Origin of the sequence: Paenibacillus glycanilyticus, from assembly GCF_051200795.1 — a bacterium.
GTDB lineage: Bacteria > Bacillota > Bacilli > Paenibacillales > Paenibacillaceae > Pristimantibacillus > Pristimantibacillus glycanilyticus.
In genome coordinates this window covers 6438756-6454293 of the sequence record NZ_CP195155.1, presented here as the reverse complement: position 1 = coordinate 6454293, position 15538 = coordinate 6438756, and the positions used below count along the sequence as shown (strand labels likewise).

General features: G+C 52.7%; 20 protein-coding genes. 12 read left to right on the top strand and 8 right to left on the bottom strand.

The window, feature by feature from the left end; all coding sequences use genetic code 11:
• Positions 1-38: 38 nt before the first annotated feature.
• Together ACR9FF_RS29140 and ACR9FF_RS29135 are read left to right on the top strand one after the other, a co-directional pair.
• The gene (locus tag ACR9FF_RS29140; RefSeq protein ID WP_435167499.1) at positions 39-365 is read left to right on the top strand and encodes an MGMT family protein; all 327 of its coding nucleotides are present in this window, start codon (positions 39-41) and stop codon (positions 363-365) included.
• Between the two features lie 65 nt (positions 366-430).
• Positions 431-853 carry a DUF1284 domain-containing protein gene (locus ACR9FF_RS29135; protein WP_248756603.1) on the top strand — a complete coding sequence of 141 codons (423 nt, stop codon included), beginning with the start codon at positions 431-433 and terminating at the stop codon, positions 851-853.
• A gap of 30 nt (positions 854-883) precedes the next feature.
• Here ACR9FF_RS29135 and ACR9FF_RS29130 read toward each other — a convergent pair whose 3' ends face one another.
• Entirely contained in the window at positions 884-1168 is a 285-nt protein-coding gene (locus ACR9FF_RS29130; RefSeq protein WP_201002680.1) for an alpha/beta-type small acid-soluble spore protein, read from the bottom strand.
• 413 nt (positions 1169-1581) lie between these two features.
• Here ACR9FF_RS29130 and ACR9FF_RS29125 point away from each other — a divergent pair, with 413 nt between their 5' ends.
• The 8 genes from ACR9FF_RS29125 to ACR9FF_RS29090 all read left to right on the top strand — a co-directional run bounded on the left by ACR9FF_RS29125 (position 1582) and on the right by ACR9FF_RS29090 (position 7597).
• Complete coding sequence (locus ACR9FF_RS29125; protein WP_435167495.1) at positions 1582-2058, top strand: WGxxGxxG family protein; 477 nt, start codon at positions 1582-1584, stop codon at positions 2056-2058.
• Between the two features lie 2 nt (positions 2059-2060).
• Positions 2061-2579, top strand: a complete 519-nt coding sequence (locus tag ACR9FF_RS29120) for a DUF3231 family protein (RefSeq protein WP_435167492.1) — start codon at positions 2061-2063, stop codon at positions 2577-2579.
• Between the two features lie 123 nt (positions 2580-2702).
• A complete protein-coding gene (locus ACR9FF_RS29115) occupies positions 2703-3521 on the top strand; it encodes a GNAT family N-acetyltransferase (RefSeq protein ID WP_435167489.1) in 819 nt (272 codons plus the stop codon).
• A gap of 165 nt (positions 3522-3686) precedes the next feature.
• Complete coding sequence (locus tag ACR9FF_RS29110; RefSeq protein WP_435167486.1) at positions 3687-4697, top strand: peptidoglycan-binding domain-containing protein; 1011 nt, start codon at positions 3687-3689, stop codon at positions 4695-4697.
• Positions 4698-4834: 137 nt separating this feature from the next.
• Positions 4835-5278: a MarR family winged helix-turn-helix transcriptional regulator gene (locus ACR9FF_RS29105; protein WP_127496200.1), complete on the top strand. Its 444-nt coding sequence runs from the start codon at positions 4835-4837 to the stop codon at positions 5276-5278.
• A 95-nt stretch (positions 5279-5373) separates the two neighbouring features.
• Positions 5374-6324 (top strand): VOC family protein, encoded by a 951-nt coding sequence (locus ACR9FF_RS29100; protein ID WP_127496199.1) that lies wholly within the window; start codon positions 5374-5376, stop codon positions 6322-6324.
• Positions 6325-6356: 32 nt separating this feature from the next.
• The gene (locus ACR9FF_RS29095) at positions 6357-6962 is read left to right on the top strand and encodes an alpha/beta hydrolase (protein WP_435167481.1); all 606 of its coding nucleotides are present in this window, start codon (positions 6357-6359) and stop codon (positions 6960-6962) included.
• A 20-nt stretch (positions 6963-6982) separates the two neighbouring features.
• Positions 6983-7597 carry a flavin reductase family protein gene (locus ACR9FF_RS29090; protein WP_201002668.1) on the top strand — a complete coding sequence of 205 codons (615 nt, stop codon included), beginning with the start codon at positions 6983-6985 and terminating at the stop codon, positions 7595-7597.
• Here ACR9FF_RS29090 and pepT read toward each other — a convergent pair whose 3' ends face one another.
• The 6 genes from pepT to ACR9FF_RS29060 all read right to left on the bottom strand — a co-directional run bounded on the left by pepT (position 7598) and on the right by ACR9FF_RS29060 (position 12642).
• Positions 7598-8833: a peptidase T gene (pepT, locus tag ACR9FF_RS29085; RefSeq protein ID WP_435167477.1), complete on the bottom strand. Its 1236-nt coding sequence runs from the start codon at positions 8831-8833 to the stop codon at positions 7598-7600.
• Positions 8834-8979: 146 nt separating this feature from the next.
• Complete coding sequence (locus ACR9FF_RS29080; RefSeq protein ID WP_317978789.1) at positions 8980-10020, bottom strand: Glu/Leu/Phe/Val family dehydrogenase; 1041 nt, start codon at positions 10018-10020, stop codon at positions 8980-8982.
• Between the two features lie 104 nt (positions 10021-10124).
• On the bottom strand, positions 10125-10805 hold the full coding sequence (locus ACR9FF_RS29075; protein ID WP_127496194.1) for a hypothetical protein: 681 nt from the start codon (positions 10803-10805) through the stop codon (positions 10125-10127).
• On the bottom strand, positions 10802-11698 hold the full coding sequence (locus tag ACR9FF_RS29070; RefSeq protein ID WP_174806580.1) for an ABC transporter ATP-binding protein: 897 nt from the start codon (positions 11696-11698) through the stop codon (positions 10802-10804). Before ACR9FF_RS29070 ends, ACR9FF_RS29075 begins: the two co-directional genes overlap by 4 nt.
• The gene (locus ACR9FF_RS29065; RefSeq protein WP_435167472.1) at positions 11698-12066 is read right to left on the bottom strand and encodes a GntR family transcriptional regulator; all 369 of its coding nucleotides are present in this window, start codon (positions 12064-12066) and stop codon (positions 11698-11700) included. Before ACR9FF_RS29065 ends, ACR9FF_RS29070 begins: the two co-directional genes overlap by 1 nt.
• Before the next feature lie 135 nt (positions 12067-12201).
• Complete coding sequence (locus ACR9FF_RS29060; RefSeq protein ID WP_127496191.1) at positions 12202-12642, bottom strand: MarR family winged helix-turn-helix transcriptional regulator; 441 nt, start codon at positions 12640-12642, stop codon at positions 12202-12204.
• 187 nt (positions 12643-12829) lie between these two features.
• Between ACR9FF_RS29060 and ACR9FF_RS29055 the strand changes: the two genes are divergently transcribed.
• Complete coding sequence (locus ACR9FF_RS29055) at positions 12830-13312, top strand: glutathione peroxidase (RefSeq protein ID WP_127496190.1); 483 nt, start codon at positions 12830-12832, stop codon at positions 13310-13312.
• A gap of 62 nt (positions 13313-13374) precedes the next feature.
• Here the strand turns inward: ACR9FF_RS29055 and ACR9FF_RS29050 are convergent, their stop codons facing one another.
• Positions 13375-14004 (bottom strand): NAD(P)-dependent oxidoreductase, encoded by a 630-nt coding sequence (locus ACR9FF_RS29050; protein WP_435167468.1) that lies wholly within the window; start codon positions 14002-14004, stop codon positions 13375-13377.
• Positions 14005-14181: 177 nt separating this feature from the next.
• On the opposite strand from ACR9FF_RS29050, the gene ACR9FF_RS29045 reads away from it, so the two are divergent.
• Positions 14182-15402, top strand: coding sequence for a polysaccharide deacetylase family protein (locus tag ACR9FF_RS29045; protein ID WP_435167465.1), 1221 nt, complete (start codon positions 14182-14184; stop codon positions 15400-15402).
• Positions 15403-15538 lie beyond the last annotated feature (136 nt).

Sequence of the window (15538 nt, the reverse complement as noted above, 5' to 3'; positions counted from 1 at the left end):
CGATCCTTTTTGAGTATAAGGGGAAAGGACAAACGCTTATGTTACAGCCTTATACGCAGAGAGTAGTCGATATTATTAAGCAGATCCCGGAAGGGAAAGTGATGACCTACGGGCAAATCGCGGGATTGGCAGGCAGCAGTCGCGGGGCAAGACAGGTCGTTCGTATCCTGCATTCCTTGAGCAGCGTCCATCAGCTTCCCTGGCATCGGGTGGTGAACGCCAAAGGAGAAATCGCTATCCAGGAAGACGAATCACGGATGCTGCAGAGGCATATGCTGGAGGCCGAAGGCGTGTATATAGGGATTAACGGAATGATTGATTTGGATGAATACAGGCATGAACCGGATATTCCGCCCGATAGATAACTCTCCCCATATGTTAACCTTTGTGGTAAAATCGGGTTAACATTTGAAGGGGAGGAGCAGTTCCCATGCAAAGCATCGCGTTAAGAGGGCATCATCTGTTTTGTTTGCTTGGATACCGCGGCAAGGGATATTCGGAAAGCTTCTGCACGAACATGACAGCCGTTTATGAAACGCTGCGGAACGACCCGAAGACGATCATAGAAATTATCGAAGGCCCGGATAAGATCTGCGCGGCCTTTCCATCCGACCAGCCGAACCATTGCCATAATCCAAGCGTATACCGGAAAGACAGCGAAATATTAGGCGAGCTCGGGCTGGCGGCAGGCAATCGATTAAGCTGGGAGGAGCTGATCGGGAATATTGCTGCCGCTGTTCAACCGGATGACATTCACAGGCTCTGCTACGATTGTCCATGGGAGCCATACGGTTTGTGTCAGGAAGGGGTTGCCCATATCCGGCAGGCCAAAATGCTAAGACCGTTGCCTTAACCTCATTCAGGCAAAAAATAAAGCGGCAGCTTAAGGCTGCCGCTTTGCTAATTTCTCCTGCGCCATCCGGATCATTTCCCGGATCATGGCACCGCCGATTTTTCCGCCGACATGGCCGGCATCCTCGGTCTTCATACTCCCGTTGTCGCCATTGCGGTTCATCCGGATTCCCATTTCGCTAGCTACTTCGTATTTCACGTCATCCGGTCTGTTCTCGTCGACCGAGTAGCCTTCCTGGCGCATCACGTTTGCCTTTAAGGTCTGCATGGCCGCTCCTGCTTCAGGAACAAGTAATCTTCTGCTTCGTCTTCCCATTTCGCCGCACCGCCTCATCGTAATTTGACGGTATTACCTTTCCCTGCAACCCCGGCATTTATGAAGGAGAAGCATTAAATAAACTTGCCTAGAATGGCATCCACTTTTGCCTTGTTGGAAATAAAGGTATGCCTGTTCAGAAGCCTCTGATTCAGCGTATTTTTGGTATGCACGACAACCATGTAGTGGCGCTTGCCTGACTTGTTTCTACAATAATGGCTTTGGTCATCTCGACCCTTGCCCCCTCTAATCCTTATTTTATAAACTCTCATTTGCATATGAGATTACTGTATTCGGAAGGAATGGGTTGGATATATGCCGCATTCCCTCCAGTTAAAAATCTGGCAGAATATCTGTGCCTTCCTCACAGCACACTTATGGATGTACCAAATATCCGAGGGAGGTTTTCGCCAATGAAAAAGAAATTGTTCTCCACGCTGTGCGCCGCAACTATTCTTATGTCTGCCGCTTCCGTCCCAGCCTTTGCCGCGTCAGCCAAAGATGAGGTTGCAACGGATAACTTCCGCAGCACGCATTACGGTTCCACGACTTACGGAACTTACGGAACGGATGGCAACAGCACGACAACCAACCGTACGAACAACTACAACGGAACAATGAACGGTACGAACGGCTTCGGCACTAATAACTACAGCACCAATAACGGTTATAATCCGAACCGGAACAGCTTCATTGGCAATACAAACCGAATGAACAGCTACAGCACGACAAGCACTACAGGTACAGGTACGGGAACAAGCGCCTTAACAAACGGCAATTACCGCACCTTGGCTAACACGAACGACCGCGATTACGACTGGGGCTGGCTTGGTCTGCTTGGTTTGGCCGGATTGTTCGGACTTAGAAGCCGTGATCGCGAGCGTACCTAAGCATGGGGATTTTAAGTGGTAATCCAAAAGACGAGCCGATGCATTACGGTGAGATCTATGCCGTATGGCAGGCGTCTATGGTGGCGAAAAGCGCTGTTTCCTGCTGTCAGGCTTATTTAAGCCATGCCGGCGATAAGGATCTCAAAAAGATCCTGGAGGACCTTATTGACCAGTCAAGACTGGAGTCGACTGAGTTGGACGCGTTGCTTACCCATAACGGGATAACGCCTGCTCCGGTGATGCCCGAAAGGCCGCCGGTAAAGCTTGAAGATATTCCCGCGGGAGCAAGATTTGCGGATAACGAAATTGCCTTTGGCATTGCCGGCGGTCTGTCGGCGGGTCTTGTGGCTTGCAGCCAGGCAATGGGTATCTCGATTAGGGAAGATATTGGCGCGCTGTTCGGCAAATACCACATGACAAAGGCAGCCTTGGGCTTGCGTATTTTGGAGATGTCCAAAAAGAAAGGGTGGCTGATCCCGCCACCGCTCCAACTGAAGCGCCCCGAGCCTGTTCATGCCTAAAAATTAAGCAAAAAGCCCTGCTCAGCGAGCAGGGCTTTTTGCAGGATTGACGAATACAACAGATACATATAGACTGGGAAGAATTTCTTTGGACGCGAACCATATAAGAAAGGAGAATTCGCGATGTGGGAGAGATTGCAGCCTGGCGAGCAGGCTATGGATGCTCTAAGATCACCCTTATTTATTCCAGACGAGGTAAAGATGAATTTGCTGCACCGGATATGCGAGATGAGCCATTCGGTTATCTATAGAGCCGCGGGGGGCTCCGCGATTTTTGCCGGTTCGCCTGGTCATAATGCCTGGCTGTGGGTGGATGAGGCGCTTACGGAGGAACAAAGACTCCTTCTCTTCAAAGGACTGGTGAAGCTTACCGGATATTCGCTTCGCGGAATTACGGCGGAGCCTAGGCATGCCAAGCTGTTTGCGGAGCTGTACGCTGTACGCTATCGTGTGCGCCCCGAGTACAAAATGGGGATGGAAGCTTATTATTGTCCGGACATCCGGTACCCGGCGGAAGTAGAGGGGGAGCTGCGGCCAACCGTTTCCTCGGACGCTCCGCTAATCGCGGATTTCATGGCCGGCTTTGCGGAAAGCGCATATGGTTACAAGGTCCATCCGGCTAGCCAATTGCCAACGGCGGAAAATACGATTGCAACAGGCAATTTATACATATGGATTGTTGATAAAAGGCCAGTATCGATGGCGCATATCGCTCACCGCTCTCCACGCCATGCCCGTATTAATTATGTCTATACGCCGCTGGAGCTGCGCAAGCAGGGGTATGCGAGCGCGACGGTTGCCGCCTGCTGCGGCCTGATCGTGCAAGAAAACCGGATCCCCATGCTGTATGCGGATTTGACCAACCCCGATTCCAATAAGGTGTATCAGAATATCGGCTTTGTAGAAAGCGGCAAGGTAGCCGACGTTAAGTTCGTATCCTAAAGCAAACCCTCTCCGGCTTAAGCGGAGAGGGTTTGCTGTTGTTACCGGGCACCGCGGTAGCTTTCCGTTATTTTTTAAATAGAAAGGTGCCGTATGAAATTTTGAATTGGGGAATAGTAAGGCGTGGAAATACAATTCAATGAGAATAGGAAGGTGTAGTAACAAATGAAATGGGATTGGATGTTGTCTTCCCGCGAGGACGAGAATAAAGGGAAGGCTAAAAAGGCCGGAAAAATCCTGGGTGCGGTTGTTTTGTCTGCTGCACTTATGTTTGGCGGTGCCGGAACGACTCTTGCGGTCGGCAAAGGAGCCAAAGGACCGGACATCTACGTTATTCAAGGGATGCTTAAGGGAATCGGCAGCTATTCCGGCAAAATCAACGGTTATTATGACAATACAACCGTAAGAGGCGTCAAGCATTATCAAAAAACGCATGGCCTCCCGGTGACTGGCTCGGTGGATGCAAAAACATTCCAGTCGATTACTTACTCGTACAACACGGCTAAATACGGCAAAAAGGTAAGCGCCAAAGGTGTCGGCAAAGCTAGAGGTCTTGGCGTTGGCCAAGGCGGTGGCGCAGGAGCAGGCGGTGGAGCAGGCGGCGGCGCAGGAGCAGGCGGCGGCACAGGAGCAGGCGGTGGCGGCGGCGCAGGAGCAGGCGGCGGAGCAGGAGCTGGTGGCGGCGGCGGAGCAGGTGGCGGCGGCACAGGTATCGGTGGCGGCGGCACAGGTATCGGTGGCGGCGGTGCAGGCGCTGGCGGAGGCGGCGGAGCAGGCGGCGGTGCAGGTATCGGTGGCGGCGGTGCAGGCGGCGGTGCAGGTATCGGTGGCGGCGGTGCAGGCGGCGGCAAAGGCTTCGGCGGCGGAGGCGGCCAAGTGCAAGAAGGCGGCAAAGGCGGCAAAGGCTTTGGCGGCGGAGGCGGCCAAATGCAAGAAGGCGGCAAAGGCGGTAAAGGCTTTGGCGGCGGAGGCGGCCAAATGCAAGAAGGCGGCAAAGGCGGTAAGGGCTTTGGCGGCGGTGGTACGGGCGGCGGCAAAGGATTCGGTGGTGGCGGTACCGGCGGCAGCAATGGCGGCGGCAATAACATCGCGCCTAACAATCAAGCGCCAAACGCAGCTCCAAATCCGGCGCCTAACAAAGCGCCAAGCGAAAATTCCGCGCCTAATTTGCGTTAAACCCCGCATAGAGGCAAAGATAGCAAAGGGGTTGTCCAGCGTTGGACAGCCCCTAAAACTTTTTTAAAAAAACCTCTTTACATTTGCCTCGAAATAAAGTATCTTAAAATCAAGATAAACGAAAGCGAGGCGAGCAAATGGAAAAGGAAAAAGACGATTCGCTTGATCTTTACATCGCGCTTGCCAGAGCAAGCCAATGGGTGAACGCTCATGCCGACCGGGATATCCGCAAGCATGGCCTCAACCGGACCGAGTTCGGAGTGCTGGAGCTTCTGTATCACAAAGGTCCGCAGCCCTTGCAGCAAATTGGCGAGAAGGTGCTGATGAGCAGCGGTAATATCACTTACGTCATCGATAAGCTGGAGAAGAAAGGCTTTGTCAGCCGCAGAGCTTCAACGGAAGACCGGAGACTGATCTACGCCGAAATTACCGAAGCAGGGACACGGTTCATAGAAGAGGTGTTCCCGCAGCATACCCTCGTAATTGAGGGAGCGGTCGGGGGACTGACAGCGGAAGAAAAGCAGGCTGCAAGCTCACTACTCAAGAAATTAGGCAAGTTCGCGCAGACGACCTTCAAATAGAGTTGGTCGTAGCCATATACAACAAGTCAGGCCCTATATCTTAAATTAAAGATTCTTAAAAATTCAAAAAACAACCTATTAGGAGAGTGGAAATAATGACAAATCAACGTACCGCAGGTATCCATCATATTACGGCTTTCGTAAAACATCCTCAGGTGACTACAGACTTTTACGCAGGGGTGCTTGGTCTCCGGCTCGTGAAAAAAACAATCAACTTCGACGCACCGGAAGTGTACCATCTGTACTTCGGCGATCAAGCCGGCAGCCCTGGCACCATCATCACGTTCTTCCCTTGGGAAAACTCCCGTAAAGGCGTTGTAGGCGGCGGTCAAGTAGGTTACACCACTTACGTTGTACCTGAAGGCACACTGGGCTTCTGGAAAGAACGCCTTGCAAAATTTCAGATCGAATTCAAAGAGACCTCCCGCTTTGGCGAGCAGTACTTGCAATTCGCGGATCCGGACGGCTTGCTCGTAGAGCTGGTAGCACGCGAAGAAGGTCCTAGAAGCGCATGGTCGTTTGGCGGGGTATCGGCGGAAAATGCGATCAAAGGCTTTGGCGGCGCTATTCTGTACAGCACGAATCCTGCGGCAACCGCACAATTGCTGGAGCATGTAATGGGCTTGTCGAAAGTGGATGAAGAGAACGGCTTGGCGCGTTACCAATCGTTTGGCGAACTCGGCAACATCATTGACGTGAATACGGAGCCTATGGCGGCCGGTCATGGCGGTCATGGTACCGTTCACCATATCGCTTGGAGAGCAAAAGACGATGCCGAACACCTCACTTGGCAGCAGCATGTAGCGGCAAACGGCTTCCAGCCAACGCCAATCGTCGACCGTCAGTACTTTAACGCGCTCTACTTCCGTGAGCAAGGCGGCATACTGTTCGAGATCGCTACGGATCCTCCAGGGTTCGCGCGTGACGAAGATCCTGAACATCTTGGCGAACAACTGATGCTGCCAGCATGGTACGAGCAGCACCGCGCAACGCTGGAGCAGCTGCTCACACCGTTTGATGTACGGGTAATGGAACTGGATCGTTAATGAACAGAAAATCATTTTAGGAGGTATATACCATGAAGCATATATTCAAACAGGGGACGAATCCGGCAGCGCCGGTCCTCGTCCTCTTCCATGGCACAGGCGGCACGGAGCATGACCTGCTGCCGCTTGCCGCAGCCTTTTCGCCGGAGTCGTCCGTACTCAGCATCCGGGGCAATGTATCCGAGAACGGAATGGCGCGATATTTCCGCCGGATTGCGGAAGGCGTATTTGATCTCGAGGATCTGGTGTTCCGGACAAAGGAACTGAATGATTTCCTTGACCAGGCGGCAGAGGAATACGGGTTCGATCGCGGTAATCTGGTAGCTGTGGGCTACTCCAACGGAGCTAATATCGCAGGCAGCCTGTTGTTCCACTACAAGGACTCGCTGCGCGGTGCGATTCTGCATCATCCGATGGTGCCGATCCGTGGTCTAGAATTGCCGGATTTGTCCGGAGTGCCGGTATTTATCGGGGCAGGCGAGAACGATCCGATCTGCTCGCCCGAGGAGACAAACGAGCTGGAAGGCTTACTTGGCGGTGCGGGCGCTGCGGTAGACGTGCATTGGGAACGGTTCGGCCATCAGCTTACCCGTTCGGAAGTGGCGGCGGCGGCCGCTTGGTATAAAGATCATTTCTAAGAAAAGGAGGCGGCGGATTCATGATTCGGATTGATGCAGAAAACTTAAGCGAGCGGGAGAATTACAAGCTGCTTACGGGTACGGTTATTCCAAGGCCGATTGCCCTGGTAACGACCTTATCGGAGGATGGCGTGCTGAACGCGGCGCCATTCAGTTATTTCAATATCGTAACGGCAGATCCGCCGCTGATCTCCGTATCCGTGCAGCGCAAAAGAGGTATCCGGAAGGATACCTCTCGTCATGCCATCGCAAGAGGCGAGTTTGTCGTTCACATTGCGGATGAATCGTATGTGGAAAAGCTGAATGCTACGGCAGCCAGCCTGCCGCCGGAGGAGAGCGAGGTTGCTCTCGCCGGACTGACGGCGGTACCTGGCGAACGCATCTCCGTTCCCGGCATAGCGGAGGCCAAGGTCCGGCTGGAATGCGTGCTGGAGCAGGCGATTCCGCTTGGCGGAACGGCTGAAGCTCCCGCTGCGGACCTGCTGATCGGCCGTGTTGTCCGCTATCATCTGCATGAATCCATCGCGGATGAACGGAATCATATCGATGCGGCGGCCCTTCAGCCGGTCAGCCGTCTGGCAGGCGCTTCCTATGCAAAGCTTGGCGAGCTGTTCGAAGTAGAACGGCCTTCTTAATTACTCTTCGCCGCGCGCTTCGAATCGTTTGATAATCTCGACAATCACCAGCACGGATTTAACCATGTTGTCGATGGAGACATATTCGAATTTGCCGTGGTAATTCTCGCCGCCGGTGAAAATATTCGGAGTCGGCAGGCCCATATACGATAGCTGCGAGCCGTCGGTTCCGCCGCGGATCGGCTTGATAAGCGGCTTGATATCGAGGCTCTCCATCGCCTCGCGGGCAATTTCGACGATATGGAATACCGGCTCGATTTTGTCGCGCATGTTATAGTACTGGTCTTTCAGCTCGAGAACAATGCTGTTAGGACCATGTTTCGCCTTCAATTCCTCGACGATGCGGGTAATATTCGCTTTCTTCTCTTCGAATTTCTCGCGGTTATGGTCGCGGATGATGTAGGACATTTTGGTTTGCTCCACATCGCCCTGCAGCGTGTTGAGATGATAGAAGCCCTCATAGCCTTCGGTAAGCTCGGGCGCTTCGGCTGCCGGCAGACGGCTGTGAAGGTCCATGGCGATTTTCATCGAGTTGACCATTTTGCCTTTGGCCGTGCCCGGATGGACGTTGGTGCCGTTGACGGTAATTTTGGCAGCCGCCGCGTTAAAGCTTTCGTATTCCAGTTCGCCAAGCGGACCGCCATCGACGGTGTAGGCATATTTGGCTCCAAAAGCGGCTACGTCAAAGCGATGAGGGCCGCGGCCGATCTCTTCGTCCGGCGTGAAAGCAACGCGGATTTTGCCGTGCTTGATGTCCGGATTCGCGATCAGATAGGCCATGGCCGTCATAATCTCGGCAATGCCGGCCTTATTATCGGCGCCAAGCAGCGTTGTGCCGTCCGTCGTCATCAGCGTATGTCCTTTGTAGTTGCCCAGCTCCGGGAAATCCTTCGTCGACAGCACGACGCCCAGCGCCTCGTTCAGCGTAATGTCGCCGCCTTCGTATTCGACCAGCTGCGGCTTTACGTTTTTGCCGGTAAAGTCGGTTGCCGTATCAACGTGTGCCAGGAAGCCGATAGTTGGCACCTGTTTGTCGGTGTTAGCCGGCAGAGTCGCCATTACGTAACCGTTGGCGTCGATCGTAACTTCTTGCATCCCGATCGATTTGAGCTCTTCGACAAGCTGGTTCGCAAGCGTAAGCTGGCCCGGCGTTGATGGGCAGGTCTCGCTCTCGTCATTGGATTGGGTATCGACAATGACATACGAGGTCAGTCGTTTAATAATTTCTTCTTTCATTTATTCCGGCTCCTTTCGGGTATCTTGCTTATGTTCCCATTATAAAGGAGTAGAGGGCAGAAATCGAATAACCGAAAGACGGCAGCAAGGGCTGCTCCTCATGGTCATGGCGACCAGGGAGCAGCCCTTGCTGCGTGTGAACCGCCTTACTCGCCGAGCAGCTGCTCGGTCAGCTGATTTGCGGCTTTGGCGGTGGATACGCCATGCTTGTCGGACCAGTCGAACACGTTCGTCAGCGTGCGGTAGATCTGTTCGACGCGGCTTCTGGCGTAGGACGGGGAATTGTCGTTCAGCTCGGCGGCGGTCACGATGATGCCGCCGGCGTTGATTACATAGTCCGGCGCATACAGGATGCCCCGCCGATGCAGCACATCGCCGTGCCGTTCCTCCGCCAGCTGATTATTGGCGGCTCCGGCAACAATCCGGCATTGCAGCTGGGGGATGCTCGCATCGTTAATGATGCCGCCAAGCGCGCAAGGGGAGAAGATATCGCACAGCTCGCGCGCGATTTGATCCACGCCTGCGGCCCGGGCACCATAGTCCTGCACGGCCTTCCGGACGAGCTCATCGTTCAGGTCGGATACGACCAGCTTGGCTCCGGCATGCGCCAGATACCGGCAGAGGAACATGCCGACTTTTCCGAGCCCCTGAACCGCAACGACTTTGCCGGACAGGCTTTCCGAGCCGTCCAGCTTTTTCAGGGAGGCCTTCATCGCCAGAAAGACGCCGTAAGCGGTCATATCCGCCGTAAAAGTACCCGCCGCGCCAAGCGATCCGGTGATGTCGGTAACGTAACTCGTCTCTTGGAACACCCAGTCCATATCGGCTGAGGTTGTTCCGACGTCCATGCCGGTAATATACTCGCCCTGCAGCCGGTTAATGAAACGCCCGAAAGCCCGGAACAGCCGTTCATTTTTGTCCTTGCCCGGGTCTCCGATAATAACCGCTTTGCCTCCGCCGAAGGGCAGCTCCGCCATCGCCGATTTATAGGTCATGCCCCGGGCCAGCCTGACGGCATCTATGATTGCATCCTCCACGGAGGGGTAGTTCCACATTCTGCAGCCCCCAAGCCCGGGGCCAAGCTTTGTGCTATGGATTGCGATAACTGCGGTAAGTCCGCTGCGCGCATCATGGATTACCTCCAGCCGTTCATAGTCATCAAGGTTTAACAAGCTCCGCAAATCCATATAAAAAATCCCCCTTGTCTGGCAGTCCAGCAGCATTGGTATTACCGTTGTATTCAACAGCAACAGCCGATGACACTGGATGCCCGGATAAGGGGGAGCAAAAATCAGACGGTCGATCTGCGGATCAGCGCAAACGAGACGATAGCGAAGATAAGGATGATCGGCAGGAACCACAGCGACAGCCCAAAGGCCGTAAGATCCATGAACCAGTTCGCGATCTCATCCCACCAGTCTTTGGAGATAATGAGAACCATCATAATGGTGGTGGCCAGCAGGCAGGCCAGCGTCAGAACGAATAGGCCAATCGCCCGGAATTTCCGGAATACGCTGCCGATCGCAAAGCCCCAGAAGAAGAGCAGGACAAGGGTCAGGAAGTTAAAGATAAACTGCTGAACGATATTGCCGTCCGTCAAAAAAGGAAGATGGAAAAAGTGTAGTCCCGTACCCCAGAAGTTGGTCGCTTTCTCGATCGCGCTGAGCAGCAGCAGAATAATAGCCGTGAAACCGCCGGAGATCAATGCGTGTAAGACTGTACCCGCGTAATAGTCGGTTCGCCGGACGCTGAAGCTGATCGCAAAAGGAAAGGTTTGCGGGAGAACAATGATGCCAAGCACAAACATGTAGATAAAGATCGACATCAGACCACCGGTGTAAATCCCGACGCCGCTCAGAAACCCGACGATCAGATTGATCACAAAGCTGGAGCCGAGAATCATGAACGGGATGATCAGCCACGCGAACTTGTCGCGTTGATGCATTTTCAGTACATTGCCAATTCGGTTCATTTAGGGGCGCCTCCCTTTACATCCGTTTTTTTGCCCGTTAACTGTACGATAAGCTGCTGCAAGGAAATCGGAGAGATGGCAAGGTTAAGAGCATCGGCCTTCTTCCGATCCTGTTCGGATAACCTGCCGGTAATTCCCGCTGTCAGAAGTACGCCGAACGGTTCCCGCGAAATGACGGTTTTGCCGGCGATAAAGCTTTCAACCGCGGTTGCGGTGCCTGCCACGGAATAGGCGGAGCCTCGCAGCTCTTCGGCATCCTCATTAATAAGCACCTTGCCTCCGTCGATGACGATGATATGCTCGAGCAGACGGCTTACCTCATCGATCAAATGCGTCGACAGGACGATCGTCCGCGGATTCTCGGAATAGTCCTCGATCAGCCGGTCGTAGAACAAAGCTCTGGCAACGGCGTCGAGACCCAGGTACGGTTCGTCAAAGATCGTAAGCGGAGCGCGGCTGGCCAGCCCGACGATAATCCCGACGGAAGAGTGCATGCCGCGGGACAATTTCTTCATCTTGCGCTTCAGCGGCAGCTGAAAGTCTTTGACCAGATCATTCGCAAACTCTCTATCCCAGTTCGGGAACAGGGAGGAGGACAGCTCCAGCACGTCGTTTACCGTATAGTTGTCCGGGTATTTCTGGCTTTCCTTAATGAAGCAGATTTGGCTGAGCACGCGGGAATTCTCGTACGGCTCTTCGCCGAATACCTTCAGCACGCCGCTTGTGGCGAACAGCTGGGCGGTAATCATATGCATGATCGTGGTTTTGCCGGCGCCGTTTCTTCCCAGCAGGCCGTAAATTTTGTCCGCCTCAAGCTTGAATGATACCTCGCTAACGGCCGTAACATTTCCGTACGATTTGGTTAAACGGCTTACCTCGACAACGTTGCTCATTATTTGGCCTCCCCTCTCCGAATCATTTCCGTTAATTGATCCGCCGAAATGCCCAGCTTCTCGGCTTCCCGCATCATGGTTACAATGTATTGCTCGAAAAATTGCTCCTTGCGCTTCTCGACCAGCACGGCACGCGCGCCTGTAGCTACAAACATCCCAATCCCTCTTTTCTTATACAAGATTCCTTCGTCCACCAGCAGGTTGACGCCCTTCGCCGCCGTAGCGGGGTTAATCTGATAAAAGGAGGCGAATTCGTTCTTTGAAGGGACTTGCGATTCCTCCGGAAGCCTTCCTTGAATGATGTCGTCTTCGATTCGTTCTGCGATCTGTACAAAGATAGGGCGACTATCGTCGATGATTAAGGTCATTGTGTTTTCCTCACCTCTTAGTTACCTGAGTGGTTGGTTACTCATGTAACCAACTATACAAGATGCGTTATACGGAGTCAATAGGCATAACAAAAAAGGAGAAGGCTTCCTGTTTTAACAGAAAGCCTTCTCCTATTAGGTTGCGTCGTTAATCTTGCTCATCAGCGTCTGCACCTGATTTCGCAGCGCGAAGATCTCTTCCGGCATAACCGTCGTACCTTCAAATAGCCGCAGGGGCACGCAAGAGGCTTTATCCTTAAGCGCCTGACCTTGCTCGGTTAGGCGGACGACCAAATGCCGTTCATCGGATTTATCCCGCGCCCTTGTCAGAAGCCCCATGGATTCCAGCTTCTTAAGCAGCGGCGTGAGCGTTCCGGAATCGAGAAGGAGCTTGGAACCAAGCTCCTTCACGGATACATTGTCCTGCTCCCACAAGGCAAGCATCGTAATGTACTGGGTATAAGTAAGACCAAGCTCGGCGAGTAAAGGACGGTACAGCTTCGTAATTTCTCTCGAGCATGAATAAAAAGCAAAGCACAGCTGATTTTCCAGCTTCAGCAGTTCGTTGGTGTCCATAATGGCAGCAGCCCCTTTATTGATTTAATCTTCTCTATATAAATTGTATGCAAATTAATTGGGTGACTGTATTGTAGCACCGCCTCTGAAACGTGTCAAAAAAGAAAAAATCGGTATTTGACAGTGCTATATAAATTGCATACAATTTAATCAATAACAATTCATTTTAAAAGGAGCTGTATCACAAATGTCTTTATACAATATTGAAGTAAACACGATCAAAGGCGAGAAGCAAACGCTGGCCCCGTACAAAGGCCAAGTACTGTTGATCGTGAATACGGCGACCAAATGCGGATTCGCTCCGCAATTCAAAGGATTGCAGAAGCTCCATGACACGTACAAAGAGAAGGGCTTTGCCGTATTAGGCTTCCCGAGCAGCCAGTTTATGAATCAGGAGCTTGAGAATAACGCGGAGATTGCGCAGTCCTGCGAGCTGAACTTTGGCGTGAACTTCCCGCTGTACGCAAGAATTGACGTTAACGGCGACACTGCGCATCCCCTGTTCCAAAAGCTGAAAAAGGACGCGCGCGGCATTCTTGGTTCGAAGCGCATCAAATGGAACTTTACGAAGTTCCTGGTAAACAAGGAAGGCAAGGTTGTAAAGCGGTTTGGACCAAACGTGACGCCGGAGCGAATCGACTCCGAGATCCAGGCGTTGCTTAGCAAGTAATTCGCCAACTTGAGAAAAAGCCGGGCTTTGCGCATTAAAACGCAAAAGCCCGGCTTTTTCTTCTAATAGGCAATACCCGCCTTCGTCCTTATGTATTGCTCGCTGAACAGCTGGGCATAGGCGAATTCGGCGGTATCGCCTGTCGTAATTCGGGCTCCATTCTCCGGAAGGCAGCCGCGCTCTACGCGATAACCTCCCTCGGCCGGACCGTCGGGCAAATAAGTCGGGCAGACCAGCGTCCAATCGAGCCCGGATTCCTCCAATAGCCGCAGCACCGCATGATGCTCCTCAGCGGCACGGGTGAGCGTTCTTCTTGATTCGCTCGATTGATACCGCAGCAAGCCCGGTTCAGTCCGGCTATCCAGTACTCCAGCCGTGCCAATGGCGACAATCCGTCTAATCTCAAGCCGGTTCATGGCTTCGAGAATAAGCGGGAAGCTGTCCGATAAGAGAGAACCGCCGTCGGTGCTTAATGCGCTGATGACGGCATCCGTCCCGGATACGGCTTCGCCGACGTCCTCGGCGGAAGCCGCATTCCCTTCCACGAGTTTCAGTCCGGGCGAGCTGTCCGCCAGCTCCTTTAATTTATCCGGCGTACGCACGAGAGCTTTCACCGTATGACCGTCGCGAAGCGCAAGAGTCGTAACCATACGCCCGACACGGCCTGTTGCCCCGAAAATAGCGATTTTCATTTCATTCCCCTCCCTATATAATGAATTGTACATTAAAAAATTATCATAATGGAGCAACATTCCAGCCGTATACTGCGTTTAATAGTTGTATTAGATCGCGGATATTTTTTTTGTCTAATGATGTCCAGTATTTGTAAAACTATGAAATGGATTGATTATTTAGGGGGAAGTAAGTGAATGATTCGTGCTCGTGTAGCTCTTTGGACCAATGTTACTCTGCTGCTCATATGTTTAGGGCTCCTAGCCGTTGCTTGTTCCGTGCCGGAAAGCAATCAATCGGTCAGCTTTTATGTCAACGGCGAGAAGCTCAAGCAGCCGCCTGCCGTGGATCTGGTTGACGGCGAGCCGATGGTGCCGGCCGCATTCCTGGAGTCAACCTTTAAATCCAAGCTGGAATGGACCCTGGAGAATCCGGGAACGAACGGCATTTACTATTCGGACAAGGTTGCCGTACTCATGTATCATGATATATCGGATAAAACGGCGAAGAAAACCAATAACGCGGAGGCCGAGTCGGCTATTTCGCTTGATTTGTTCAAGGAGCAGATGGAACTGCTGAAGGCAGACGGATTCCATGTCATTTCCATCGATCAATATGCGGATTTTATCGCGAATAAAGGCAATGTGCCGGATAATGCGGTACTGCTGACCTTTGACGACGGGTATGAGAGCTTCTATACGAAGGCTTTCCCGGTGCTGAAACAGCACAACTACCCGGCGGTTAACTTCGTGATTGTCTCCGGTGCGGACAATGCGGACAAACCGAAGCAGGTCGGCCGTCCGAAAATGACCTGGACCCAGATGCGCGAGATGCAAAAGTCCGGCATGTCCTTCTATAACCATACTTATGACAGCCACAAATACGGCGTTATGCGCGCCGACGGCTTGACGAAGCCGGTTCTGACCCGCCATCAATATTTGAAGAAAGAGCAGCGCGTCGAGACGGATGAGGAATATCATACCCGCGTGAAGACGGATCTCGAGAAAGCGGAGCAGCACTTGAAAGCGGAGCTTGGCAATACAAAGGGCATTATCGCTTTTCCTTACGGGGCTTATAATGCAGAAGTACTGGATATTTTGAAGGAAGTAGGCATTTCGTTGTCCTTTACGGTCAAAGAAGGGATCAACGGACGCGGACAGACAAACGGCTTCCGCGTGAACGGCGCGAGGGAAGGGGAGTCAGCCAAACAGCTTATGGAGAAGCTGAAGGCGCTGGATTTGGACAATGCCCCGGTTATGGTCCATATGGACGGCCAGAATGCCGCTTTTAAGGAGCAGCCCTACAAAGGACCCAATGGCGTGATGATTCCGCTAAAGGAGTATTGCAAGATGAAAGGCATGAAGTTCAGCTGGAGCAAGCATAAGAAGCAATACAAAATTACGGCGACGGCGGCATAAAACAATCGAATTTCCCAATAAAAGAGCTGCATCCTTCGGTCAATCGGACCCGGGATGCAGCTTTTTTTTGTCAGCTCATAACCTGGCAATCCGTTCCGGAAGGGATTTCGGGGCAGGAAAGAACAAATAATAACCG

Coding starts and splice junctions, on each gene's coding strand:
- ACR9FF_RS29140 (WP_435167499.1), top strand. CDS start 39: ATGTTACAGCCTTATACGCAGAGAGTAGTCGATATTATTAAGCAGATC.
- ACR9FF_RS29135 (WP_248756603.1), top strand. CDS start 431: ATGCAAAGCATCGCGTTAAGAGGGCATCATCTGTTTTGTTTGCTTGGA.
- ACR9FF_RS29130 (WP_201002680.1), bottom strand. CDS start 1,168: ATGGGAAGACGAAGCAGAAGATTACTTGTTCCTGAAGCAGGAGCGGCC.
- ACR9FF_RS29125 (WP_435167495.1), top strand. CDS start 1,582: ATGAAAAAGAAATTGTTCTCCACGCTGTGCGCCGCAACTATTCTTATG.
- ACR9FF_RS29120 (WP_435167492.1), top strand. CDS start 2,061: ATGGGGATTTTAAGTGGTAATCCAAAAGACGAGCCGATGCATTACGGT.
- ACR9FF_RS29115 (WP_435167489.1), top strand. CDS start 2,703: ATGTGGGAGAGATTGCAGCCTGGCGAGCAGGCTATGGATGCTCTAAGA.
- ACR9FF_RS29110 (WP_435167486.1), top strand. CDS start 3,687: ATGAAATGGGATTGGATGTTGTCTTCCCGCGAGGACGAGAATAAAGGG.
- ACR9FF_RS29105 (WP_127496200.1), top strand. CDS start 4,835: ATGGAAAAGGAAAAAGACGATTCGCTTGATCTTTACATCGCGCTTGCC.
- ACR9FF_RS29100 (WP_127496199.1), top strand. CDS start 5,374: ATGACAAATCAACGTACCGCAGGTATCCATCATATTACGGCTTTCGTA.
- ACR9FF_RS29095 (WP_435167481.1), top strand. CDS start 6,357: ATGAAGCATATATTCAAACAGGGGACGAATCCGGCAGCGCCGGTCCTC.
- ACR9FF_RS29090 (WP_201002668.1), top strand. CDS start 6,983: ATGATTCGGATTGATGCAGAAAACTTAAGCGAGCGGGAGAATTACAAG.
- pepT (WP_435167477.1), bottom strand. CDS start 8,833: ATGAAAGAAGAAATTATTAAACGACTGACCTCGTATGTCATTGTCGAT.
- ACR9FF_RS29080 (WP_317978789.1), bottom strand. CDS start 10,020: ATGGATTTGCGGAGCTTGTTAAACCTTGATGACTATGAACGGCTGGAG.
- ACR9FF_RS29075 (WP_127496194.1), bottom strand. CDS start 10,805: ATGAACCGAATTGGCAATGTACTGAAAATGCATCAACGCGACAAGTTC.
- ACR9FF_RS29070 (WP_174806580.1), bottom strand. CDS start 11,698: ATGAGCAACGTTGTCGAGGTAAGCCGTTTAACCAAATCGTACGGAAAT.
- ACR9FF_RS29065 (WP_435167472.1), bottom strand. CDS start 12,066: ATGACCTTAATCATCGACGATAGTCGCCCTATCTTTGTACAGATCGCA.
- ACR9FF_RS29060 (WP_127496191.1), bottom strand. CDS start 12,642: ATGGACACCAACGAACTGCTGAAGCTGGAAAATCAGCTGTGCTTTGCT.
- ACR9FF_RS29055 (WP_127496190.1), top strand. CDS start 12,830: ATGTCTTTATACAATATTGAAGTAAACACGATCAAAGGCGAGAAGCAA.
- ACR9FF_RS29050 (WP_435167468.1), bottom strand. CDS start 14,004: ATGAAAATCGCTATTTTCGGGGCAACAGGCCGTGTCGGGCGTATGGTT.
- ACR9FF_RS29045 (WP_435167465.1), top strand. CDS start 14,182: ATGATTCGTGCTCGTGTAGCTCTTTGGACCAATGTTACTCTGCTGCTC.